The sequence below is a fragment of the Pedobacter heparinus genome, assembly GCF_032678725.1.
GTDB classification, from domain to species: domain Bacteria; phylum Bacteroidota; class Bacteroidia; order Sphingobacteriales; family Sphingobacteriaceae; genus Pedobacter; species Pedobacter heparinus_A.
In genome coordinates this window covers 21,535-47,101 of the sequence record NZ_JAVTSC010000004.1, presented here as the reverse complement: position 1 = coordinate 47,101, position 25,567 = coordinate 21,535, and the positions used below count along the sequence as shown (strand labels likewise).

Sequence of the window (25,567 nt, the reverse complement as noted above, 5' to 3'; positions counted from 1 at the left end):
GATTAAAAAAGCAATCTGGTATTTATTTCGAATTGATGACTAAAGCGAGCAATCACCCTTCTTTACTTAATTAGAATAATTATATTAAATTGCGCAACACACAGATCCGCTTACCTCAAAATAAATCAAAGCTTGAAACCATTAATTGTTTGTATTGCACTGATGATAACCCATTTTCATCTTCAGGCACAAATTGATACCAATCTAAAAGAAATCGAAATCATCGCCGTTAAATCAACAGTTAAAAACAATTCAGATAAACTGATTTATAACGTAACAACCAGCGTCACAGCTACCGGAACAGATGCCTTAAATGCGCTCAGTAAAGTTCCGGGTATAAAAATTAACGATGGCCAGATCGGCATCGCCGGAAAAGGAAATGTAAGGGTAATGATGAACGACCGGCTGGTACAGCTCAGCGGAACCGAACTGACCCGCTACCTGAAATCTATACCCGCCGGACAAATTTCCAGCATAGAACTCATTAAAAACCCTGGTGTAAATTATGATGCAGATGGAAATGCCGGATTGATCAATATCATTACCAAAAAAAGTACCCGGCAAGGCTATGCGGTTACTATTCAGACCAGCGGAAAACATTGGTTTCATAACCCGGCTAAAGTATATGGCACCAGGAATTTTCAGGGACTAAATGCAGCGGGCGACATCAGCTATAATTCTGATAAATTAGCCGCCCGTGCCAGCATCAGTATTGATCGTGGCCGGCTGCTGGAAGGTTTCCGGACAGACTTTGATTACCCCAGGCAAACCTGGATGCAGTCTGATACCGGCGACTATAAGTATCGCATGCTGAACTACGAGGCCGGGCTGGACTATAAACTGAACAACAAAACAACGGTCGGCTTTAGTTATACAGGTGGAAGGAATATTTACGAAGGTTTTGATCATGTCAACAATACCTTTACAAACCCGGGAAATGGCCAGCTGGATTCCAGCATCAAAGCTTTCGCTACTTATTACCCTGTTGCCCGCATTAACGCCGTAAACCTGCACGGCATTATAAATTTTGACACCAGTGGCAGAAAACTGGTTCTGAATGCCGATTATTTTAACCACTACCGCACTGATGTTTCAGATTTTGAAAGCAACAGCTTTGACGCAGATGGCAGTGCCAATCCATCCGGGAGTGCCAGGTTCTACGATACCAATAAACAGCAGATAAACATTTATACGTTCAAAGCAGATGCAACGATACCTACAGATTTTGCACAATTCATTTTTGGAGGAAAGCTCAGTTTTATTGACAATTACAGCAATGCCTTTTACTACAATAAAACCGGGCAGGATGAGCCGATCTATAATCCGGGCATGAGCAGTGAGTTTGATTATATCGAAAATACCCAGTCGCTGTATGCGGGCATGAACATCGATCATCATCACTGGAAATATAAAATAGGCCTGCGTTCAGAACTGACACAAACCAAAGGTTATTCCAATGTGCTGAAACAAAGCACCCTCAACAATTATTTTAAACTGTTCCCTTCCTTATCGGTCAATTATCAACCCAATACAGACCACGACTTATCCTTCAATTTTGGACGACGCATCAATCGCCCTACTTTCTGGAACTTAAATCCGTATAAATCGCTTTATACCGCTTACAGTTACGGACAGGGTAATCCTTACCTGCAGCCAGAATACAACAGTAATTTCGAATTGTCACACAGCTATAAGCACCTGCTCAATTCTTCCCTGTTTTTCAACATGACCGAAAATGGCTTCAGCAACGTAATCCTGGCCGATGCAAATACCAATATTGTGTATACAACGCCTTTAAACTTCATCACAACCTATCGTTACGGAATTTCTGAAAACATGTCATTACCATTTGGTTCATGGCTGGACAACAATAACCAGGTCACTTTTTCTTATACCCGGGCAAAATCTAAACTGGCCAATATTAATGGTGTAAATGGCTTTGGACTATACTTAGCTACTAATAACAATATCTTTTTAAATGAAGATAAAACCTTGGCCGCGGCGGTTAACTTCTGGTACCAGTTTCCCGAGGTGGATAAGATTAGCCGAACAAATGGTTATTACAAACTGGACCTGGGGTTTAAAGCAGCCGTTTTGAAGAAGAAAGTAGACCTTGCCTTAACCGTAAATGACTTGTTTTTAAGTAGTGCCCCTGTAATCACCACAACTGTAAATAACATCAAGCAGAAATTTACCAATTTCCAGCTGAACCGTTATGCTTTACTGAGCCTCAGCTATCGTTTTGGAAATAGTACCGCTAAATCCGGAGATAAAAACACAGGAAATGCAGAGGAGCGTAGCAGGATACATTAAGATAAGGTGTGCATTCTTGGTGTACCGATTTCAAATGTCTGATGGATATATAAATTACCTTAAATGTTTTTTGATCTTACTTCGTTAGAGCGAACTTTGTTTCCAGCACATCTCTGGAATTCCCGCCAATAAACAAGTTAAAATCACCAGGTCCGGCTACAAACTTAAGTGCTGTGTTGTAGAACTTCAAATCATTTTCTGTCAGCTTAAAGCTGACAGTTTTGCTTTCTCCTGGTTTTAAGCTAATCTTTTGAAAAGCTTTTAATTCTTTAACCGGTCGGGTAGAACTGCTCACCAGATCCCTGATGTACAATTGTACCACTTCTTTACCTTCGTTTGAACCTGTGTTTTTAATGTCAATACTGGCGGTGATGGATTCGCCGGGCCTGAAGCTGTTTTTACTCAACTTTAAATTGCTATACGCAAAACTGGTATAGCTTAAGCCGTAACCAAAAGGGTAGAGCGGCTCGTTGCTCACGTCCAGGTAATTGGAACGGAACTTACTGAACCACTTGCCTTCTGCCAATGGCCTGCCCGTATTTTTATGCGCATAATACAAAGGGATCTGTCCTACATTTTGCGGAAAGGTGGCAGTTAGTTTTCCTGAAGGGTTTACATCACCAAACAATACATCGGTTATAGCTTTTGCGGTTTCTGTACCGCCAAACCAGACATTTAAAATGGCGGGTACGTTTTGCTGCTCCCAGTTCAGTACCAGTGGCCTGCCGGTAAAGAGCACCAATACCACGGGTTTACCTGTTTTCAACAGGGCCTGTAACAGGCGTTGCTGTAATTCCGGGATTTCCAGGTTGGTCCGGCTGGAGGCTTCGCCACTCATTTCAGAGCTTTCGCCTAGAGCGGCGACTACTACATCTGCGGTTTTGGCCAATGCTATAGCCTCCCTGATCAGGTCGGCTTCGGGGCGGTTGTCTCTTGGAATGTCGCGGCCAAACATGGTGGCGCGCTGCTGGTAGGCTTCATCAGACAACAGGTTTGAACCCAGGCTGTGTACCACTTTAACCTGGCTGCCCAGAACGGCTTTCATGCCAGTTAAAAGAGAAGCCGTATTGGTCAGGTCGCTGTTCACACTCCAGGTACCGGGCATATTGGCGCCGGTATTGGCCAGGGGGCCTATTAAGGCAATTGTGCCGGTTTTTTTAAGTGGCAGGGTGTTGTTTTCGTTTTTTAACAGGACAAAGGATTCGGCTGCAACTTCACGTGCAAAAGCAAGATTTTCGGGCTTTAGGATCTCTGTTTTGGCCCGCTCTTCGTTGCAATAACGGAAAGGGTCATCAAACAGGCCCAGCTTGTATTTGGCTTCTAAAACCAGTTTGCAGGCTTCGTCTATGCGTTGCACTTTTACTTTACCTTCCTGTACCGATTTTTTTAGCGTAGTTAAAAAGCCTTCGCCAACCATGTCCATATCTACGCCAGCATTGATGGACAAGGCCGATACGGCTTTCAGATCGCCTAAACCATGGTCTATCAGTTCGTTTACGGCGGTATAATCGGTTACCACAAAGCCTTTAAAACCCCATTCTTTACGTAAGAGGTCTGTCATGAGCCATTTATTTGCAGTAGCTGGCACACCGTTGATGTCGTTAAAGGAGGTCATGATGCTACCTGCACCGGCATCCAGTGCGGCTTTGTAAGGTGGCAGGTATTCGTTATACATGCGGTCAAGGCTCATGTCGGTGGTATTGTAATCTCTGCCGGCTTCTGAGGCGCCATACAGGGCAAAATGTTTGACGCAGGCCATCATGGTATTGTATTTAGAAAGATCATCGCCCTGGTAACCTTTAATCATTGCTTTGGCAATTTCTGAGCCGAGATAGGTGTCTTCTCCTGAGCCTTCAGAGATGCGACCCCACCTTGGGTCTCTTGATATATCAACCATTGGAGAAAAAGTCCAGTTAAGTCCATCAGCGGTAGCTTCAACAGCTGCTATACGTGCCGTTTTTTGGATAAGAGGCATATCCCAGGTACAAGATAAGGCCAATGGGATAGGAAAGGTGGTTTTATAGCCATGGATTACATCCTGCCCAAAAATGATTGGGATTTTAAGTCTGCTTTCGTTTACAGCGATCTCTTGTGCCTTACGTATTTTTTGAGGTGTTGTAAAGCTGAACATGCCGCCCACCTGTCCTTTTTTGATCTTGTTTTCCACATCTGTACTTACAACAGAACCTGTAGTGGCCTCACCACCGGTAAGCAGATTCAATTGCCCGATCTTTTCATCTAATGTCATTTTGGACAGCAAATTGCTGATAAAGACATTCATTTGCTGATCAGTAGGATTGACCTCTTTTTTCTGCTGGGCAATTGCAGGGAGGGTAAGTGCTATATAAAATACAATGAAGGCCTTTTTCATGAAATGTTATTTTGAATAAGTGAAACCAAGTTTTGTTAAGCCTTGTTGTATTTCCGAAGCGCTCATGAAAAGCTTCCATAGTAACCCGGTTCTTCCGTTTTCTATCATGACAATGATCGGTCCCTGATCTATGCCAATATATCTTTTGGGATACCAATTGTCGGTTTCGCTATAGGCATCGTAAAAACCAAATTCACCCCATACTTTGTCTTTCATGTTGTAGTATAGATGTCTAATCATTTGCATGCTTTCTCCAGGAGTATAAGGATAAGATGAAAGCGCTGCGGTAGGACTAACTACACCCTTATCTTCAGAAGGCATATGTGCGGCATAACCCTTTACGGAGTAGCTGGCGGTCAATCCCCAGGAATTTTTACCATAGCCCTTAAACCGATGAGGGTTTTCAATCGCATAATCATAGTGAATTAACGCATGACTTCTATTTTCCTGCCAATAATCGGCATATTTGTCTTTCAGACCTTTGGGGTTTAAACCTAAATAAGAATAATGGGCCCAGAAAAGAGGCCCTACGTGTTGTCCTGCAACGTTATGTTTAAGTTTTACCGGATGTCCATATATAGTAATGTCAGTATTGATTGCGCCATTTTTGGCCCAACCCTGATGATAGACTTCTGCAGGTACTCCGTGTGTTGGTGAAGATACAGCTAAAACATAAGTGATCAGACACTCGTTGTAGCCAGTAATGGCGAAATTCATTTTCCATCCCGAGTTAGGCGACCAATGCCAGTAAAGTACATTTTCATTGTCCTTTCTGTAGAAATTCCAGTCAATGCCTTTCCAAAGTTCATCTGCTTTTTGTGCAAGCAGTTTTTCCCGTTCATTTCCGTTGGTATAATATTGACGTACGCAAATTAAAGCTTGTGCCAGGAATGAAGTTTCTACCAAATCCCCCGCATCATCATTTTTGCCAAATGTCTTGGTTTTTCCAGATGGCAGTATCCAATGCGGCCAGACACCATGAAATCTATCCGCTTTCGCTAAAAAATCAATTCCCTTTTTGAGATGATGGTAACCTTCTTCTCTTGTGATGAATTTCCGCTCAATAGCTACCAACGTGCCCATAATTCCGAATCCGCTGGCCCCTGTGGCAATTACGTCTTTATCATTTTGAGGATAAACGTTATCGCTGTGATAGCGTTCCCTGGCCAACCCGGAAATTGGTTCTGCACCCTCGTAAAAGTAGCTATAGGTCTGTTTCTGGACGATAGTTAATAGTGAGTCGTCGCTTATCTGGTGATTTGTGTCTTGTATATCCTTTTTATTCGGTGCACATGCAACGAATAAAAAGCTGGTTAAAAGTAGTATAAGTGTGTTATTCAGCATAGATGGAAAATATTGGCCCTTACCCAAAGAATAAGGGCCAAAAATAAATTAGTTGGAAGTTAGTCTGACGGCATTCAGATAATAGAATCCATCCGCACTGTTATTATTTGGTCCGGCCGTAACGGTTACCGTAATTTTTCCGTTGTCGGCAGGTTTGATGCTGTTTACATAAACAATATTGGTACTATTGGCAGATGTATTTAATGAGGCTTCTCCGTTGTTGGAACCCGCTACGATATATTTGGTTTCCCTGTTATCAGCCACACCTGCCCTTGAGCCAAAGAATCCTAAATTGTAAGTCAGGTTTTTATCCAGGCCAGAGATCACGAATTTGCTTTGCGCAACAATAATTCCCCCGAAAGCTCTTTTGGTATTTCCGAAATAGGAACGGCTTGAAACGCTCGATGGCATGTTAAACGCTGTTGTCGTTGCAGTAGCACCCCCGGTGTTTTCTGAATTGAAACGTTCGGTGATACTCAGAGATAAGCCAATATATTCCTTACCTGTATTGTCTTTGAGGTTCGCCCTGGCCCCCGCTTGAAAATCTCCAACCTGATTCCAGCCCGCCGGTATTGGAGTTCCCTTCCCGAAGGCTATAAATACCGGGTTTGCCAACGGGCCTCCTTCACCCTGGAAATTAGTCATCTCAGTCACCTCATAAGGTTTGAGAACTGCAAAGTGAGCAGCGTTCTGCGCAACAGAAGCTTCAAAGTTGCCTAGACCCTCAGTCTTATAGGTCATGCCCACAGTCGATTGATTAAACAAAGTCTCGAACCATGTACATGCTGCTGTATATCTTCCCAACGGATTTAGGTGGTAACCGTCGCGTGTAAAACCATCTTCTATTGCGCTGGTTCTTCCCGTTTGTATTGCTGTACCGGCAGGCACTATGATGTCAACAGGTACTATTTCTTTTACCTTCTGAGATACGTTTACAATCGCGTTGTACATTGTCATCTGGTTGCGGTTGTAATTTGCAAATCCTTCGTGGGTTGATGTCTGCGCATAGGCCCATGTTTGATGGTACACGTACTTAACCTTAGGGTTTTTAACTTTTGATTTCACATAGTTAAAGACCGCTGGAAGGGAAGCTTGAATTGTTTCCAGTTGTCCGGAATTCTGGCTTACCTGCTGGAAACTTACGTAATCCCACTGTTCATCATCTACAGCTACGTCAAGGCGTACATTATTATAGATTTTTCTTACACCATCTTTGCCAATCTTCCTATAGCTATAAACCGATGCGTTATTTTGTATGTTGGTTTTATGTTGTTCGAGAGACGCACTGCCGATATACATATTGCCGATAATTACCGTGATGCCTTTCTCCTTGGCCAGTTCGTATAAATTGGCTTCAAGAGCATCTTCAGAGAAACTATTGCCGATGGACAGAATTCTGATGATGCCATCATTTGTACCTCCTGTGTATTGTGAGGGATCTGCTTCGGGCAAATTAAAAGGATTGTTGCTTTTACTGCAAGCAGCTATAGTGGTCAAGAAGAGCACAGCGAGGGCAATCTTATATTTGCCTATGATGTTAAACCATTTTTTCATTTTTAATGTCTTTATTAGTTATAAAATGGATTTTGTGTCAATACTCCTTTACTGATCAGTATCTGATTGGCAGGAATTGGGAGCAGTTCATGTTTTCCTGCCTGGAAATTGGTCTTACCCGCCGCATGTAGTACATCCTTGGCAATTCCCCATCTTACCAGGTCAAAGAACCTGTCGTGTTCCATTGCCAGTTCTATCCTTCTTTCGTGTCTGATTACATCTCTGAGGCTACCCTGATCTCTTGTATCAATGTTAGGCAGAATATTACTATTACTACCCCTTGCTCTTGCCCTCACACTATTTACACTTGCAAGTGCTTCATCGATGTTGGATTCGCCCCCCAGTTCATTCGCTGCTTCTGCATACATCAACACTACATCTGCGTATCTTAGCAGTCTGATGTTCATCCAATAGGAAAAATTATCCAATAATGCTTTTCTTCGGGCGGGGTTGGAGTGTACTTTATGGTTATAGCTCTTTGGAGCGTCGGCAGCCTGGTTACTCGCTGTAAATACTTCGCCATAGACTGATGGTTCACCCATGGTTAAAAATGTCCTGGCCTTTCTTGGATCGCCCGGCTCATAAGCTGCCGCCAATTGTGGGCTGGGTACATTAAATCCCCAGCCTAAATTCCAATCGCCTGAGCCTCTCACACCCTGAATACTTGCGAACTGACTGCCGTTAGCTCTTTTTTCGGTCAGATTGGCTGTATTCTGAATCTCAAAAACAGATTCTGAGCTGTTTTCACCATCCTCGCCAAATATCACATTATATGATGTTTTCAGATCGTAGAGTCTGGAGTCCATCACTTTTTTAGCGGTACTCATGGCCATACCCCACTTTTTCTGCGTCAGGAATGCCTTAGCCAATATGCCGTTGGCAGCACCGCTGGTTGCCCTCCCCGGAAATATATTCTTGTCCCAGATTGGAGGCAGATTAGCTGCTGCAAAGGAAAGATCATTTTCTATCAGGGTGTATATAGCAGCAGGGTCGCTTTGAGGGATGTTCGTTTGTTCTTCTTTAGTTCTATATGCTTTATCAACTAAGGGAACACGTCCAAAAAGTCTTACCAGCATGAAGTAACCGTATCCTCTAAGGAATTTAGCTTCTGCTTCCGCATAAGTTTTAACCTGCTGATCTGTTCTGGTATCCTTGGCGATGGTGTCCAAAACATTATTACACTTGCCAATCAGGTTATAGTATCCATTCCACATGCCCTCCACTATTCCGTTGGTCGCAATAAGTGTGAATTCATCCATTTCTCTGGAAGTAGGGCCATCTGTTGGTGTACTTCCCTTGTCAGCGTCTTCACTGCGAATGCTGGTTGCGGCTATAAAACCTGAGCCGGATGCATCGTAACTCCTCAATACATCATAAGCAGCAAAAAGAGTGACATCAAAAGGTCCGGAGCCTTCCGGATAGGGGTAGTTATCTTCGGTATATCTTCCCTGAGGATAACGGTCAAGAAAATCACGTTTACATGCAGGGAATACAATAACCATCAGACATGCAGCAATGATATATGGAATTGATCTTTTTAAATTTTTCATTTTCATAAAGTTAAAATGTAACATTTATTCCTAATGTATAGGTTGCCGGTATCGGGTACACACCATTATCTGCACCACCACCTAAAATGCTGCTGATCGGAACTTCGGGCGTATAACCGGTTGCCTTGGTAAAGGTATGCAGGTTTTGGGCGCTCAGGTACATCCTTAAGCTTTTTAGCGCTGTTGAAGGAGTCTTTGGTTTAAAGGTATAGCCCAGTTGCAGTGTCCTGATTCTGAAATAATCTCCCGGCTCCATAAAATAGGTACTGAAACGGTAGTTGTTCGTTCTCGCCTTGTCCAATATAGGTTCTACATTAGATGTGCCGGCGCCATTCCAGGCATCTAACCTGTTGCTTTCCAGGTTCAGGTCAGAAAAAGTAGCTGTCCTTCTTTGTGTATATATGTAATTCCCTGCAACACCCTGGCCTTGTACCTGGAGATCGAAATCTTTGTACTGTACATTCAGGTTAAGCCCGTAACTCCATGTCGGAAATGGCGAGCCCAGATATTCCTGATCCTCACCAGTAATTCTTCCATCATTATTTAAGTCTTTATAGATGATATCCCCAGGCAGTGCATTGGCCATGGTTGGGGAGTTCTCAATCTGATAGATGTTCTGGTATATTCCTATTTGGCGATATCCATAAAAGTGTCCCACTGAATTGCCGGAGATCGTTCTGTTTACCCCGCCATTACCTGTCAGTAAGTAGTCGATATTGTCTCCAATAGAAACCACTTTGTTTTTATTGTAACTGAAGTTAGGTGAAATGGTAACTCTTAAATCCTCTGTAAGATTCTGGTCCCAACCCAGGGCCACTTCAATACCTCTATTTGAAATATGTCCTGCATTAGTTTTAAACGGCAGTCCGCCTGCGGAACCTGGTCTGGTGATATTTGTCAGCAGATCAAGCGTTTTTTTATCATAATATACGATATCTGCGCTAAGCCTGTTGTTAAATGCCTTCGCTTCAAAACCAATATCAATTCCTCTACCTGACTCCCATCTCAATCTCGGATCAGGAAGGTAAGAGGGAGTGACAGACGGAATAATGAAATCTCCGAAAACCCCTGCTCCACCTGTGTTTAATTCAGGCAGGAATGGGAAGCTTGCCAGCCCCTGCGCGTTTCCAAGAATACCCCATGACCCGCGCAGTTTCAGGAAGTCAACACCTGGAATCTTATCTTTAAAAAAGTCTTCCTCACTGATTACCCAACCCAATCCTACACTGCCGAAAGTTCCCCATCTGTTTCGTGTGGGTAAACCTGCTAAACCATCTCTCCTTATAGATGCATTCAGCAGATACCTGTCCATAAAAGAGTAGTTAACCCTGGCGAAATATCCCATAGAACTGTATTCTTCTCCGCCACCACTCAATGACATCGGGTTGTCTGCGTTTATGATATTAATATACCATAAGTTCGGATCATCCGGAACGATCAGTCTATTATCGGTACGACTTCCTGCTATAGAAGTACTGCCATTGTACAAAGTAGTCATACCTGCTAAACCTGTGATGTTGTGATCCCCAAAAGTTTTTTTGTAGGTCAGGGTATGGTCTTGTTGAAACCTTCTGAACTCGTTAGAATTTTGTCTTACTGAAGTTCTGGCATTCGGGTTGTTGAAGTACTCATTGGGATTTCCATTTTCCCCGAGGTTTATCTGTGTAAATGGTATTGGCGTATAACCTCTGGAATTATTAAAGTTCAATTCCGTGTACACTTGCGACCTCCAGGTAAAGTCTTTCAGGAATTTCACCTCTCCAAAAAGATTGCCTACAATCTTGTAGCTTTTTGTTATAGAATTCCGGTCATTTTGATCAATTGCAGCTACAGGGTTACCTACCTGGGAACGCTGAAAGCTTGGCATATTATAGTAAGCAGTTTCACTTTCTCTGATCCCTACGATCGGCGCTGCCCACAATGCACCGTTCAGACTTGCAGAAGTACCATTTACATTATAGTGACTACCGCTGATGTCGCCACCGATTTTGATATTTTTGGTAATGTTGATCTCTTCATTAAATCTTGCAGTGTAACGCTCGTATTCTCCGTATTTAAGTGCACCTTGCTGATTGTTATATCCAAGACTAAATAGCGTTGTTGATTTTTCTCCGCTATTGGCAATAGTCAAACTGTGATTGGTTTGGAAAGCTGTCCGCAGAATTTCATCTTGCCAGTCTGTATCAGCAGTATAGTTTGTATAATCAAAGGGAACTGAATTTGCATTGGCTCTGATTTTGTCATATACACTGCGAAATTCTGCCGCATTCAGCACATCGATGGTATTGATAACTTTCTGAAATCCGGCTGAACTGGATAGACTAACCGTGGTTTGTCCGGCTTTTGCGCGCTTAGTAGTAATAACGATCACCCCGTTTGCAGCTTGCAAACCAAAAATAGCCAAAGATGAGGCATCCTTCAACACTTCTATGCTTTCAATATCAGCTGGGTTGACGTAGTCGATGCTGGTTTGATGTATACCGTCCACCACGTAAAGGGGGTTTGAGCCACTTATGGTTCCAATACCCCTGATCCTGACCGTTGGTGCAGAACCTGGACTACCGCTGTTTACGATTGTCAAACCAGCAACCTTTCCCTGTAAAGAAGTTAAGGGGTTAGTATTTGGCATTCTCGCAATTTCTTCGCCTTTAACCTGCGTAATTGATCCGGTAACGTCTCTTTTTCTTTGCGTGCCATAACCCACTACCACAACGCCCTCCAGGTCCTGTGCGGAAGTAGAAAGTGTGACATTAATCGTAGTTTGGTTGTTGATCTGTATTTCACGACTGGCATAACCAATGGATGTGAAAACCAGGGTTGCATTTGCAGGTACGCTAATGGTGTACTTGCCATCAGCAGTTGTTGTTGTTCCTTTCTGGGTTCCTTTTACCTGTATACTAACACCAGGCAGCGGCAGTTTATCTGCTACATCTGTGACCACACCTTGCACAGTAATGTCCTGTGCTGATGCTGCGCTCGTAAAAAGAAAACAGAGAAAAGTTAAAACAGAAAGTTTTGTAAAAATTCTTTTCATACTATTTGGTTATTTAAATGTGTTATAAAGCTCCGTTACAATTGCTGGGAATACAAAAAAAATGCCTCTACATTAATACATCAGCAACAGAATTTCTACTATCTCAAATGTGCTTTCTACATTCGTTTTTGATTCAAAAATGACGTTTCTTGAGCTACAGGTAGAAATTTAGTACTACAACAGCAGCACTTTTAACAACTTGAATATTCAGGCTGTAAAAAAGGTGATGAGAGGTAATGATGTAGTCCTAAAGCTCCATCAGGAACTCTACCAGGTTCTTGTCGTGGGGTACATCAAGCTTTTTGCGCAGCCTGTAACGTCGTATTTCTACTCCTCTTAAGGAAATGTTCAATAAGGATGCCATTTCTTTACTGCTCATGTTCATACGCAGGTAGGCGCAAAGCTTCAGGTCGTTGGGCACCAGGTCGGGGTGGTTTGCTTTTAATTTTTTAAAGAAGCTTTCATGCGCTTCGTTGAAGCTGTGCTCAAACAGGTTCCAGTCCCGCTCGTCATTCATGCCTTCGTCTATAACTTTCTGAATTTTTCTCAACTGCTCCTCTGCCAGGGGCTTCCCGTTTCCGTCTTTCAGTTTCAGAATCTCCTGACTTAGTTTTTGCAGCAGTTCATTTTTGTACACCAGGCTCATGGCCGAATTGGCGAGTTCCCGGCTCTTGCCGGCCAGGTCGGCCTGTAATTTTTCTGTCTGCAGTTTGATGATCTGCTTTTCGGTTGCTTCGGCTTCTTTTTTCAGGAAGGCTTCTTTCTCTGCCTGCAATTTATCGGATATGGCTTGCTGGTCTTTTTTCAGCTTGCGTTCATACAGCTTTCTAAAGGCAAACAATAAAAATGCAATGCCGATAAGGTAACATGCAATGGCCCATTTGCTGGCATAGAAAGGGGGAAGGATGGTAAATTTAAATTCGGTAACCTGGCTTACTGCCCCTTCATTGATGCTGGCCCTTACCTTAAAAACATAGCTGCCCAGACCCAGATTGGTAAAGTCTTTCTGCGAGGCGGGGCTCCAGTCTGACCATTGTTTGGAATAGCCTTCCAGATAGTACTGGAATTTAATTTTGGCTTGCCGGTAATAAGGAAGGGCAAAAGAGATGCGGATGCTGTTGCGGCTGAAGGGGATTTCAATTTCTTCATCCCTGTCGCCAAATTCGCTGATGGTGTGATAGGTATCCGTAATGTCTTCAATTTTTCGTATCAGCACCTGTGGCAATTGGATGGATTTTTGCCTGCTTAGGTTTTCGCTGGCATTGTAAATCACGAAGCCGTCATCCACACTGATCAGGTAAATATTGTCACTGATTTTGCTGATGTTCTCATAGTATTGTACCATACGGCCGTCCAGGATGCTGAAGGTATTGGAATCTACTTGCATCTTTCCAGGCTCCAGCAAACGCACCAGGCCCATTTTGCCATGGTTAATGAACCAGTATTTTTTTGAGCCTGCATCAATGATTTTATTGGCGCCGGCAAAGCTACCCAGTTCTTTATTTAATGTTGCGTACTTTGTAAAGCGATTGCTGATCTCATCGTAAATGAAAAACCCTGCATCGGATGAGAAGACCAGGCGGTTCTCCAAGGTGAAGATATTGATGTTGTAATCGCCTGGCAAGCCATTCTTTTCATCATAGGTTTTTATAGAAATAACCCTTTTAAGATCAGGGCTTAACCCGAGTTTATACACGCCTTTATAAGCATGACTTACCCAGATGTCGCCCCTGGCATCCTGTTCTACGTATCGGGAAGGTTCTCCGAAGTCAGCGATCTTGTGCGAGAATTTCCAGGCTCCGCTGGCATCTTTTTTAAACAGCGCCAGCCCATTGTAAGTGCCCTGAATCAGAAAACCGGGATTGGAATTCAGTTTTTTTATGGTCCAGCCCCCTTTAACTGTCGAAATGCTTTCCAGTTGATTGCCGTTTACTTTAAAGGTGCCATCATTATGACCGCAAAATAATTGCCCGTCTATCAGGGTAAGGTCCCATACCTGTCCCTGAGAATTGGGGATCAGCTTAAAATCGAAAGTGTTGAACAGGCTTCCGGTCCCGGATGCCCAGACGCTGTAAAATAAGCCCTGGTTGGTGCCCAGATAGATATTGTTCTTATAGATCAGGCTGGAGTATACAGTACCAAACTGTCCTGTTTTATCAAAATAGAAATACAGCGGCGAATTGAGCTCTATACGGTCTATCCCGTTATCGAGGCCGGCCCATAAATTCTGGTCCTGATCGGCATACAGACTTAATACGGTATTGTTTTGCAGGCCACTGGATTTATTGATGCGCTGTATAATATTGCCTGCTTCATCTATAATGATCAGGCCGTTCAAAATGGTGCCGTAGGCATAATAGTGGTCTCGTATGCGGGTGCCGTTGTTTAACTGGTAGGTTTTTAGAAATGCATTTGCAGGGGTGTTTAAAGGGCTGAAGTTTTCGCCGTTGTATACATAAAGTCCATCTTTGCTGGTGCCGATTAGCAGGCTGCCGTTTTGGTAAGGCAGTATGGACAATACGTCTTTTGGAGTGCTTATACCAGTGTTTTTTAAGGGGGTAAGTTTATTACCGTCAAGTTCAAAGAGACCGTTCCTGTTTACCTCTACATAAAAACGCTGTCCCACCTGGTGCAGGAACAGGAGTGATTGCTGTGCGGTAACTACGCTGATCTTTTTGTTCTCGTAGATGTAAATGGCAGAAAAGGATTGAAAAATAACCTTTTTACCGAGTGTATATATTTTCCAGATCTCATCTTTAAGCTGAAGTGATCTGGGGACTAGGCTGGTTAAGGAGGTATAGGCCAGGTGTTTGTTTTTGTCCGACCAATAGCCGATCTCGCCAAAGCCGCCGGTATAAATGATGCCATCTGCATCGGCAGCTACGGAACGTACAATTTGTCGGTTGGGCATTTTGTACTGCTGCCAGTATTTGCCGTCAAAGCTAAGCAGGCCCTGGGCATTGCCAAAGTACAGGACGCCATATTTATCTTTCGCGATAGACCAGTTCTGGTTGCCCGAAAGGTATACCGATTTGGGATAGTTTTGCACATAAGGTACGCCTATACGCTGTATGTTATCTGCCGAAGCAAAAAAAGGCAACAGGAAAATCAGATAAAACAGACTGTATTTAAGGTGCCTTTGTTTCATGTACGGTAAAGCTACGGTTTTATTTCCCGGCTACGTTTACAGGTTGGGGTACTTTTACATAATAACCTGTTCCATCGTATTTGCGTTTACGTGGGTTAGTGGTGCAGGCCACTGAACAACAGCCCTGTAGTTCTGCTCCGCATGCGTCACATTGGGTAATGTGTTCATTGCATTCCGGATTGGCGCAGTTGATCATTTTGGGCGTTGTTTTGCCGCAGTTGAAACATTTGGATACGATACTGGGGTTTACGGTATTCACGTCTACAGCAATGCGGTTGTCAAATACATAGCATTTGCCGTCAAAATCTTCGCCGCCAGCTTCCTTGCCGTATTTAATGATGCCGCCATGGAGCTGGTACACATCGTTAAAACCATGGTGCAGCAGCAGGGCTGATGCTTTTTCGCATTTGATGCCCCCGGTGCAGTAGGTGAGTACTTTTTTGTTTTTATATTTGGCCAGCTCGTTGATCTTATCCGGGAATTCCCTGAAGTTCTCCATGTCGAGCGTAACGGCATTTTTAAATTTGCCCAGGTTGTGTTCATAATTGGAGCGTACATCCAGGATCACAACGTCTTCCTGGTCAATCATTTTCTGGAACTCTGCCGGTTCCAGGTGTTTGCCGGTTTGTATGTTGGGGTTAATGATGTTCGGGTCCCTGAGTCCTGAATGCACAATTTCCGCTTTATAGCGGCAATGCATTTTAATGAATGAGGGTTCTTCAACCTCGTCTATTTTAAAGTCTGTTTTTGCAAAGCGCTCATCAGCTTTAATAGCGGTCATATAGGCATTGCAGGCTTCACTTGTGCCGGAAACGGTACCGTTTAAGCCTTCGTCGGCAACGATGATCCGGCCTACCAGGCCTAGTGATTTACAGAATTTAAGGTGATCGCCGGCAAATTGTTCTGCCTCAGCTATGTGACTATAGCAGTAATAAAGTAGGGTCTTGAATTTTTTCATATTTCATTGATACCGATGCAAACGGCGTTTAATGCGCAACAAAGGTGCAAAAAAAACCGTTCTCTTCCAAGTCTGGCATCTGTTGCGAAGAACAACAGCGCCCAGGTCTTGTCGGAGAAGGTATTTTTGTGTTAAGTAAGGAGGCTGATTACCAGAGCCTGCTGTACTGCCAGATCAGGGTCAGCAGCAGTAAGCTGATCAGGGTATATGCAACGATGTAAAACCGTGCTATGTTCCGTTTGGAGAGGTTCATGTTTTTTTGGAGCGTGTACTTTTTATTAAAGTTGGTAAATGGCGCTTTAATAACAAAGATTCATTTTGTTCATTATGTAACAAATTCACATTGTCGGATTACAGCTTATTAATTTATGTAGGATAATTATTAAGTTTGTACCCGTTATATTTAACTACTAACTTTTAAACATAAAATGACTGAAATTTCTAGGAAACCATTGTGGTTGGCTGTCTGCCTGCTCTTTGGTTCAACCGTTGGTTTTGCACAAGACAATCTTGTTAATTCACTAAAAGACAACCAAAGCGCAAACAGCGCAAATAGTTTTATTTTTACACCTGTCATCAATGCGGAGGCCACTTCGGTAAAAAACCAGAAATCATCGGGTACCTGCTGGAGTTACAGTACCAATTCTTTTCTGGAGTCGGAAATGATCCGTATGGGCAAAAAACCGGTGGATATCGCGGACCTTTTTACTGCCCGTAATGCCTATATTGAAAAGGGAATTAATTATGTACGTATGCATGGTGCCCTGACTTTAGGTGACGGTGGTGCCTGCCATGATGTAATTAATATGTTTGCCAAATATGGCGCCCTTCCTCAGGAAGCTTACAGCGGCAATGATTATGGTAACCCCGGCTCATCAGAAAGAATGAACAAATTGACTGAAGCGATACTGAAAAAAGCCGTTTCGGGTAAATTTGATCCGAACTGGAAAGTAAGATATGTTGCAACCATTGATTCCTGTATGGGCGCTGTACCGGAGAAATTTACTTTTGAGGGGAAAGAATATACACCTAAAACTTTTGCCAAAGAGGTGGTAGGTATTGATCCGGCTGATTATGTAGAACTTTCTTCTTTCAACACCAGTCCTTATTATGAGAAAGCGGTTTTGATGGTGCCAGACAACTGGTCTTTTGATCAGGTTTATAATGTGCAGATGGACGACATTACTGCTATTATTGACAATGCGTTGAAAAAAGGTTTTACCATTGCCTGGGCCACTGATGTAAGTGAGAAAGGTTTTAGCTGGAAAAACGGGATAGCTTATGTGCCTGCAAATGATTTTGAAAGTATGAGTGACAGTGAGCGGAAAGCCATGTTTAATGGTCCTAAAGCTGAGAAAGAAATTACTGTGGAGATGCGTCAGGTGGCTTTTGATGATTATGAAACTACTGATGACCATGGCATGCAGATTACTGGTATAGCTAAAGACCAGGCCGGCAAAGAATATTATATCGTTAAAAACTCATGGGGTGCCAGTAATGATTATAAAGGTTATTTGTATGTGACCAAGAACTTTGTGAAATACAAAACTACCGCGTTTTTATTGCACAAAAACGGCATTCCTACCGATCTGCGTAAAAAAATGGCGATTAAATAAACTGCTGCTGTTCAGCAATTAAAAGGGCTTGTATTTTTTTACAGGCCTTTTTGATTTAAAATCCATAGGATAGCCGGAAACCATGTTGCACCCGTTTGCTGCCATCGTAGGCAAAGCCATAAGTTGCACGAAAGATAAGGCGCTGCAGGCCAAAGTAAAATTCGGTGTAATTTCTTTTCACGGGCTGGCTCAGATAACTTACGCCAACCAGCTCTTCCAGCTTCAGTTTGCGCAATAAAGGCACCTTATTGGTAAGCAATCCCGAAAAGTTATGCTCAAAATGGGCTTCCACGTACTCCTGGTCTGTGCTGAACAGGTAGAAGTCAAGGAAAAGGAACTTCCTTAAATTGGGTACAGAGAACAGGGAGTTGTTTCCCCGGAAGTGTTTGGCCTCAGGGTAAAAGATCTGGTTGTTGTTCAGAAACTTGCCGGCACCGGCTACAAAGGAGGAATAACCCCAAAGGCCGCTGCTGATCCGGTTTTGGGAAACTTCCAGGGATACCAGGTCATAATCCACATCACTGCTGAGCATGTTGCTGATGCCTTTCCGGTAAGAGAGTTCGATGACCGGATATTTCGATGGCTGGTAAAATTTGCCATCCGGACGGGTAATGAATTGCTGTCCTATGGTGTAATTTAACGTAGCACTTAAGGTTAAAGCTTTATAAGTCGGAAATAATGGGCTTTCCGTTTCTGGTGTAAATGGATTATTGGAGGTAAACTCCTCACCTTTTAAATCCTTGATCTTAAAATGAGTGGTATTGACCAGATTGGTATTTCGGGAATAGTTCAGGTTCAGCGTAGCCTGAAGCCCGTTGGCCAGTTCCCTGGTGGTACCTACATTTGCAAATTCTTTTTTATAAAACTTAGAGAAATTGGTTTCAAAAAATAAGGAGTTGATAGAGTTGCCCAGCAGGCTCATGGAGCCATAGTTGTTGAGGTCATAGATACCAGAGCCTGCACTGATGTTGATGTTGGCCCGTTTTACGGGGTTATAATAGTAATTGGCTGTCAGGCTTCCGGTAAAGGTTTTGTTGGAGAAACCATACCTGGCTTCGGGCCTGATGTTGTAATAGCGGCGGTCCTGCAGGTCTTTGGTATAGGTTATCCCGTATTTGAGCGCCCAGCCTTCGACGGTATTGTAAAATATAGAACGGTATAGTGGATCAAAGGTATAATGTTTCCCTTCAAAGCGGTTATTGAGCGTATAACCGGTTGCGGCAAGTTTAACGATTCCAAATTTGTTGTTGACCCTTTCCAGAGAATCCAGGTAAAACTTGGAGGTTTTTAAGGCTGCGATACTGTCTTTTCGTATGTAATCCCGGCTTTCTTCCGGCGTGAGCGGGATTGGGCGGTTATTTAGCCAGAATAGCGAATCCTTTTTGTTTACTGCCCTGGTTATTTTCAGAATTTCGCCGGTAAAGTAATTTTTAGGAAAGTTGGGATGAATGTTATAATTGCTGTAAACACCTACATAATAGCCTTCAAACTTAAAGCCAAGAACATTTCCATTGAACTGGAAATTGATGTTTGAGGGCATATAGGTATTTTCAACCTTCAGGAACTGTTGTTTGATGTTTAAAGTGTCGAGCAGGTTGATGCCCGTATTTTTAGTGAGGTAAACTTCTGCATTGATCAGGTGCCAGCTGTCATCGCTGATGTAGATGATGCCCCTGAACACCGGGTCATGATCGCGCCGCGGAATGAGCTGGATCTTGTTTACCGTTATTCCATGTTCTGTATTTACGCCCAGTAATTTATAACGGTAATATAATAAGGCATTGTCAGAAATCGGGGAGACGAAGCCTCTGGAGCTGAGCTTGTCTTCCAGCAGGATGTTTTCGTAGAAATTGATGATCAGGTCGGAAGCTTTGTTGAAGCTGAACGCATTGTTGCGGCCGGCAACTTTAGAGGAAATCATTTCTTCATGGATCTTATCCGGACGCTGGAAGGCAAATGTGGAGGTCGACTCTGATAAATATAGTATTCCTTTCCTGTTGGTATCCAGTTCAAGCATTTTTTGAATGTCCCGGCCAAAAACTTTTTTTGGGGCGCCAACCAGTTTCTGGACACCTTTGATGTAGACATTGCTGGTGTAAGCAGGTACTTCAGTTAAATGGTTTTTTCTTTTTTTAATCGCTTGCCTGATGATCGCGTAAGCCGGGTCTTCAGCGTTTGCATGAATGGTAACCCCTGATAGGCTGTAGGTTTCCGGACTGAGCACGATGTCTGCCGTAGCATCGCCGCTGATGGTGATTTCTTTTTCTATGGCTTTATAGCCGATGGCTTTGTATACGATGGTAAAGCTGCCCTGCGCTATCGCCAGACGGTAAAAACCATCAATATTGGCTGAAGTGCCTGTGGTGGTGTTTTTGAGGTATACGGAAGCAAAGGATACGGGTTGCCCGTCAGTGTCTTTAATACTGCCGTTCAATTTGAATTGCTGGGCAAATGACATGGTAATAGTGGCAATGAACAATACCAGCGTTAAAAATAGTTTCTTCATACAGGAGGCCAGGCCTTAAATATCGGTTGTTGTTGGTAAATATAGTTAAATGTTAATTTGTAAGGCATCCCTTATTTAGGTTACCACCCAAAGCAGGTAATTGTATAACTTTGATGGTATCAAATCATAACAATCATGTATAAAACCTTACAACCTGTTCTTCAACAAGAACTAGACCAAATAGAGAAAGATGGCTTATATAAACGGGAACGGATTATCATTACCCCACAGGGCGCTGATATTAAGGTGAGTACAGGGCAGGAGGTGGTTAATTTTTGCGCAAACAATTACCTGGGCCTTTCGGCTGATCCCAGAGTTACTGATGCAGCAAAAAAGGCCATAGATAAATATGGTTATGGCATGTCCTCTGTTAGGTTTATCTGTGGTACGCAGGATGTACACAAAGAACTGGAAGAAAAGCTTTCTGATTTTTTAGGTACGGAAGATACCATTTTATATGCGGCTGCTTTTGACGCAAATGGGGGAGTGTTCGAACCTTTGTTTAACGATCAGGATGCGATCATTTCTGATGAGCTGAACCATGCTTCTATTATTGATGGTGTGCGCTTGTGCAAAGCCAAACGTTTCCGGTATAAAAATGCAGATATGGCTGATCTGGAGCAACAGCTGATTGCTGCAAGAGACTCAAGACACCGCATTATTGTTACGGACGGTGCTTTTTCTATGGACGGAGTTGTAGCTCCTTTAGATCAGATCTGTGATCTGGCAGATAAATATGAGGCTTTGGTGATGATTGATGAATCACATTGTACGGGATTTATTGGTAAAACTGGTCGCGGTACGCATGAACATTTTAATGTAATGGACAGAGTAGACATTATTACCGGCACTTTAGGCAAGGCATTGGGCGGTGCCTCTGGTGGTTTTACCTCAGGCAAAAAGGAAATTATTGAGCTGCTGCGCCAGCGCTCCCGCCCTTATTTATTCTCCAATACACTTGCCCCGGCTATTGCGGGTGCCTCTGTTACGGTACTCGGTTTGCTGACGGAAACCACAGATTTGAGGGATAAGCTGGAAAACAATACCCGCTATTTCCGTGAGCGGATGACCGAAGCAGGCTTTGACATTAAACCAGGGGTGCACCCTATAGTGCCTGTAATGTTATACGACGCGAAACTTGCACAGGAGTTTGCAGCAAAAATGCTGGAGGAAGGCATTTATGTGATTGGTTTTTATTACCCGGTGGTAGGACAGGGTAAGGCCCGGATCCGAGTGCAGTTGTCGGCTGCCCACGAGCAGCGGCATTTGGATAAGGCCATTGCTGCATTTACTAAGGTGGGGAAGGCATTGGGTGTAATATAAAATAGCTGTATATTTGTTGCCATGTTACAAGAGAAGATAACACAATATACCGCCGAAATAGAGGCGTTTTCGACAAGCAGTGCTGATGAACTGGAGCAATTCCGTATTAAATTCCTGGGAACAAAGGGGATCATAAAAGATATTTTTGATGAGTTTAAGGCCGTTTCTCCTGAGGAAAAAAGAACCCTGGGAAAAGTTTTAAATGAATTTAAGCAACTCGCGGAAGCCCGTTATCAGGAGTTGAAAGATGCTGCTGTAACTACGGATACGGCTAAAGATGCTAGTCTGGACCTGACTTTGCCAGGTGAAGGCTTTGAGGTCGGATCGCGGCATCCGCTGGCCCTGGTCAGAAGGGAGATCATCGGGATCTTCAATAAACTTGGTTTTGTGGTTGCTGAAGGACCTGAAATTGAGGATGACTGGCACAATTTCTCAGCATTGAACTTCCCGGAAGAACACCCGGCACGTGATATGCAGGATACGTTTTTTATCAAAAAAGGCGGAGAACATGGAGATATTGCCCTGCGTACGCATACCTCTTCAGTGCAGGTAAGGATGATGGAAGCCGGCAAACCACCTTTCAGGGCAATCATGCCTGGCCGGGTTTACCGGAACGAGGCCATCTCTGCCAGAGCACATTGCTTTTTTCACCAGGTGGAGGGCTTATATGTAGACGAGAATGTCTCTTTTGCCGATTTAAAGCAAACGCTGTTTTATTTTGTTCAGGAGCTGTATGGGGAAGGAACTAAAGTGCGTTTCCGCCCTTCTTATTTTCCATTTACTGAGCCTTCCGCTGAAATGGATATTTCCTGTACAATTTGTAAAGGTGAAGGCTGTCAGATGTGTAAATACAGTGGGTGGGTAGAGATTTTGGGTTGCGGTATGGTAGATCCGAATGTGCTGGAAAATTGTGGCATCGACAGCAAAAAATACAGTGGTTTTGCATTTGGAATGGGTATAGAGCGCATTGCAAATTTAAAATTTGAAATAAAGGACCTTCGCTTGTTCTCTGAGAATGATGCCAGGTTCTTAAAGCAATATAAAACCTCACTGATCTGATGAGCAGAATATTACCCGGAATGCTGTTGCTGATCCTGGTAGTGGGCGGATGCGGTAAAGAGAACCTGGCCATTCCGAATGTGCCGGTTAATTTTAGCGCCCAGCTAACCGATCCCAGGTTGATCAGGCTGAGCAGCCCGGGGGGGGCTGTGGCTTTATCAGACTACGGGGTAGCAGGGGTGGTGATCTACCGGACCAATAGCGGAGGCTATGTGGCCTATGACCGCTGCAGTACAGTTAATCCGGAGAAAAAATGCGCGGTAGAATTGGATGAGCCAAGTTTTACAGTAACGGATAAATGTTCAGGGGCAAAATACCTGCTGGAAGATGGCAGTCCTGCAAAGGCGCCTGCCCAGCTGTCGTTAAAGAAGTATAATACATTTGTAGCAGGAAATACATTACATGTAACCAATTAATGGAACCAGAAAAAATAAAGGAAAGTATAATAAGGGCTGCTAAAGAATTGTTCAGAAAATACGGTTATCATAAAACAAGTGTGAATGAGATCGCGAGGAAGGCAAGAATAGCTAAAGCTACGATATACAAGTATTTTGAGAGTAAGGAGCAGATCCTGGATGCCATTTTAATGGATTACCTGGATTTGAACCTGCATGAGATATTGAAGAATAAGGCCCAGTTTGCCAACGAGGAAGAGCACCTTAAAGCATTGGTAATGAAAACCTGCAGGTTAACGTATACCGTTTGCAATGAGTTTATCGGCTGGGATTTTGTACGTGAAAACGCCAACTCGCAGGAGTTCCTGAAACATTTGTCTGACCAGCTGGAGTCTTTACTCCTTTCAGCATACCTGGAGCTGGACCACTTTAAAAACCATCCTTCGCGAAGGGAGGGACTGGCATTTTTACTGAAAGCCAGCAAGAATATCGTATTTTCATTTGCCTTTACTTCGGTGAGCGATTCGGATGTTCGTAAAAACTTTGTCAGCTTTCAGAAAGAGTTGCTCCCCTTTCTGGTAAAAGCGGCACTGTAAATCGCAGTTTGGCTTAGGGAATGATCTTATTTCTTTACAAAACCTTAACGTGTACTGATTGGGCATTTGGTATAAAATGATTTACATTTGCTTTATTACCATCATTATACTACAATGAGTAAAGAGATTTTAGAGATTTCAGTATTGGTTGAAGAGAAGTTTGATGTGAAATTTGATCTGGTTGGAGGTGTTTTTGGTTTTATACTTAAAATCTTTGCTAAGTAGAATTTAACAGCTATAATTTCTTTACAGGAGGCATCCCAAAATGCCCTAAGGAAATCTTTATGCCTATAAAAAACATTTAAAATTTTAAGGCAATTTTAGTTAATTTTGCGCCATAATGAGTAGAAATAGAAAAGCCGGAACGGTGACGATCATTCCTGATTTATGTATTATTGACATTGCCGAAGAAGGAAAAGGTGTAGGTAAAGCTGATGAACTGGTTGTTTTTGTAGAGAAAGCCGTACCCGGCGATGTGGTGGATGTACGTGTGGTAAAGAAGAAAAAGAACTTTGCTGAAGCTGTAATTGAACAGCTCCATAAGAAATCGGAATTGAGAACCGATCCGTTTTGCCAGCACTTTGGTACCTGTGGTGGCTGCAAATGGCAGCATATGGAATATGATGCTCAATTGAAGTTTAAGTCTAAAAATGTAGAAGCTGCTTTACAACGCCTGGCAAAGATTGATACGACAGGCATGGAGCCGATTCTTGGCTCTGCAGCTAATAAATATTACAGGAACAAGCTGGAATACACCTTTTCTAATAAGCGCTGGCTGAATAAGGCAGATATGGACGAAAGATCAGCAGCGCCTGATGCGGATAGCCCGGAACTGGAAATGAATGCATTGGGTTTTCATGTACCCCTGCGGTTTGATAAGATCCTGGATATTCAGCATTGTTATTTGCAGGCAGAGCCTTCCAACACGATCAGAAATGAGCTGAGGGATTATGCTTTAAAAGCCGGGCTTTCGTTTTATGACCTGCGCAATCATGAGGGTAGCCTCCGAAACCTCATCATCCGTACTTCATCAACCGGCGAGGTGATGGTGGCTGTGGTTTTTGCTTATGTGGAGCAGGATCAGATCAATGGTTTAATGGCGCACCTGAAAAGCCGTTTTCCGGAGATTACGTCTTTGTTGTACATCGTGAATCAGAAAAAGAACGATACCATTTTTGACCAGGAAGTAAGGACTTACGCTGGAAGAGACCATATTTTTGAAGAGATGGAAGGCCTGAAGTTTAAAATAGGTGCAAAATCTTTTTATCAGACCAATTCTGATCAGGCCTATGAGCTGTATAAGATCACTAAGGAGTTTGCTGGTTTTTCTGGCGATGAACTGGTGTACGACCTTTATACAGGGGCCGGTACCATTGCTAATTTTGTAGCACGCAGCGTAAAACAGGTAATTGGTATTGAATATGTACCTACGGCCATTGAAGATGCGCAGTTTAATTCGGCGTTAAATGGTATTGACAATACGCTGTTCTATGCCGGAGATATGAAGGACATTTTAACGAGAGAATTTATCACGGAACATGGTAAGCCGGATGTGGTGATTACCGATCCACCAAGAGCTGGGATGCACGTAGATGTAGTGGAAAGGCTGTTGGAAATGGAAGCAGAGAAAATAGTTTATGTGAGTTGCAATGCGGCTACACAGGCGCGTGACCTGGCCTTGCTGAAAGAGAAATATGAAGTGCTGAGGATTAAACCTGTCGACATGTTTCCGCATACACAGCATGTTGAAAATGTAGTGTTGCTGAAATTTAAAGGCCAGCAGATCAAAGATTTATAGCA

The 25,567-nt window shown here is 43.2% G+C and carries 17 protein-coding genes; 9 read left to right on the top strand and 8 right to left on the bottom strand.

Annotation, left to right across the window (positions count from 1 at the left end; genetic code table 11):
* The first annotated feature begins 132 nt into the window (after positions 1 to 132).
* The gene (locus R2Q85_RS07590; protein WP_316811161.1) at positions 133 to 2,313 is read left to right on the top strand and encodes an outer membrane beta-barrel family protein; all 2,181 of its coding nucleotides are present in this window, start codon (positions 133 to 135) and stop codon (positions 2,311 to 2,313) included.
* Between the two features lie 76 nt (positions 2,314 to 2,389).
* On the opposite strand, the gene bglX is transcribed toward R2Q85_RS07590, so the two are convergent.
* From bglX to R2Q85_RS07555, 7 genes are all read right to left on the bottom strand, one after another.
* A complete protein-coding gene (gene bglX / locus R2Q85_RS07585; RefSeq protein ID WP_316811160.1) occupies positions 2,390 to 4,684 on the bottom strand; it encodes a beta-glucosidase BglX in 2,295 nt (764 codons plus the stop codon).
* A gap of 6 nt (positions 4,685 to 4,690) precedes the next feature.
* Positions 4,691 to 6,028, bottom strand: a complete 1,338-nt coding sequence (locus tag R2Q85_RS07580) for a glucoamylase family protein (RefSeq protein ID WP_316811159.1) — start codon at positions 6,026 to 6,028, stop codon at positions 4,691 to 4,693.
* A gap of 48 nt (positions 6,029 to 6,076) precedes the next feature.
* On the bottom strand, positions 6,077 to 7,582 hold the full coding sequence (locus R2Q85_RS07575; RefSeq protein ID WP_316811158.1) for a DUF4886 domain-containing protein: 1,506 nt from the start codon (positions 7,580 to 7,582) through the stop codon (positions 6,077 to 6,079).
* Between the two features lie 14 nt (positions 7,583 to 7,596).
* Complete coding sequence (locus tag R2Q85_RS07570) at positions 7,597 to 9,132, bottom strand: RagB/SusD family nutrient uptake outer membrane protein (RefSeq protein WP_316811157.1); 1,536 nt, start codon at positions 9,130 to 9,132, stop codon at positions 7,597 to 7,599.
* Positions 9,133 to 9,142: 10 nt separating this feature from the next.
* A complete protein-coding gene (locus R2Q85_RS07565; RefSeq protein WP_316811156.1) occupies positions 9,143 to 12,166 on the bottom strand; it encodes a TonB-dependent receptor in 3,024 nt (1,007 codons plus the stop codon).
* 247 nt (positions 12,167 to 12,413) lie between these two features.
* Positions 12,414 to 15,314 carry a two-component regulator propeller domain-containing protein gene (locus R2Q85_RS07560; protein ID WP_316811155.1) on the bottom strand — a complete coding sequence of 967 codons (2,901 nt, stop codon included), beginning with the start codon at positions 15,312 to 15,314 and terminating at the stop codon, positions 12,414 to 12,416.
* Positions 15,315 to 15,333: 19 nt separating this feature from the next.
* Positions 15,334 to 16,272, bottom strand: coding sequence for a rhodanese-related sulfurtransferase (locus R2Q85_RS07555; RefSeq protein ID WP_316811154.1), 939 nt, complete (start codon positions 16,270 to 16,272; stop codon positions 15,334 to 15,336).
* A 44-nt stretch (positions 16,273 to 16,316) separates the two neighbouring features.
* Here R2Q85_RS07555 and R2Q85_RS07550 point away from each other — a divergent pair, with 44 nt between their 5' ends.
* Complete coding sequence (locus R2Q85_RS07550) at positions 16,317 to 16,493, top strand: hypothetical protein (RefSeq protein ID WP_316811153.1); 177 nt, start codon at positions 16,317 to 16,319, stop codon at positions 16,491 to 16,493.
* A gap of 207 nt (positions 16,494 to 16,700) precedes the next feature.
* On the top strand, positions 16,701 to 17,888 hold the full coding sequence (locus tag R2Q85_RS07545; RefSeq protein ID WP_316811152.1) for an aminopeptidase C: 1,188 nt from the start codon (positions 16,701 to 16,703) through the stop codon (positions 17,886 to 17,888).
* A 55-nt stretch (positions 17,889 to 17,943) separates the two neighbouring features.
* On the opposite strand, the gene R2Q85_RS07540 is transcribed toward R2Q85_RS07545, so the two are convergent.
* Positions 17,944 to 20,394, bottom strand: a complete 2,451-nt coding sequence (locus R2Q85_RS07540; RefSeq protein ID WP_316811151.1) for a DUF5686 and carboxypeptidase regulatory-like domain-containing protein — start codon at positions 20,392 to 20,394, stop codon at positions 17,944 to 17,946.
* Positions 20,395 to 20,529: 135 nt separating this feature from the next.
* Here R2Q85_RS07540 and kbl point away from each other — a divergent pair, with 135 nt between their 5' ends.
* The 6 genes from kbl (at position 20,530) to rlmD (ending at position 25,565) form a co-directional block, all read left to right on the top strand.
* Positions 20,530 to 21,717, top strand: a complete 1,188-nt coding sequence (kbl, locus tag R2Q85_RS07535; RefSeq protein WP_316811150.1) for a glycine C-acetyltransferase — start codon at positions 20,530 to 20,532, stop codon at positions 21,715 to 21,717.
* A 21-nt stretch (positions 21,718 to 21,738) separates the two neighbouring features.
* Entirely contained in the window at positions 21,739 to 22,776 is a 1,038-nt protein-coding gene (pheS, locus tag R2Q85_RS07530) for a phenylalanine--tRNA ligase subunit alpha (RefSeq protein WP_316811149.1), read from the top strand.
* Entirely contained in the window at positions 22,776 to 23,192 is a 417-nt protein-coding gene (locus R2Q85_RS07525) for a hypothetical protein (protein ID WP_316811148.1), read from the top strand. The genes pheS and R2Q85_RS07525 overlap by 1 nt, the downstream gene beginning before the upstream one ends.
* Complete coding sequence (locus R2Q85_RS07520; RefSeq protein ID WP_316811147.1) at positions 23,192 to 23,767, top strand: helix-turn-helix domain-containing protein; 576 nt, start codon at positions 23,192 to 23,194, stop codon at positions 23,765 to 23,767. The genes R2Q85_RS07525 and R2Q85_RS07520 overlap by 1 nt, the downstream gene beginning before the upstream one ends.
* A gap of 114 nt (positions 23,768 to 23,881) precedes the next feature.
* Positions 23,882 to 23,992, top strand: a complete 111-nt coding sequence (locus tag R2Q85_RS07515; protein WP_316811146.1) for a phenylalanyl-tRNA synthetase subunit alpha — start codon at positions 23,882 to 23,884, stop codon at positions 23,990 to 23,992.
* Positions 23,993 to 24,107: 115 nt separating this feature from the next.
* A complete protein-coding gene (gene rlmD, locus R2Q85_RS07510; RefSeq protein ID WP_316811145.1) occupies positions 24,108 to 25,565 on the top strand; it encodes a 23S rRNA (uracil(1939)-C(5))-methyltransferase RlmD in 1,458 nt (485 codons plus the stop codon).
* Positions 25,566 to 25,567 lie beyond the last annotated feature (2 nt).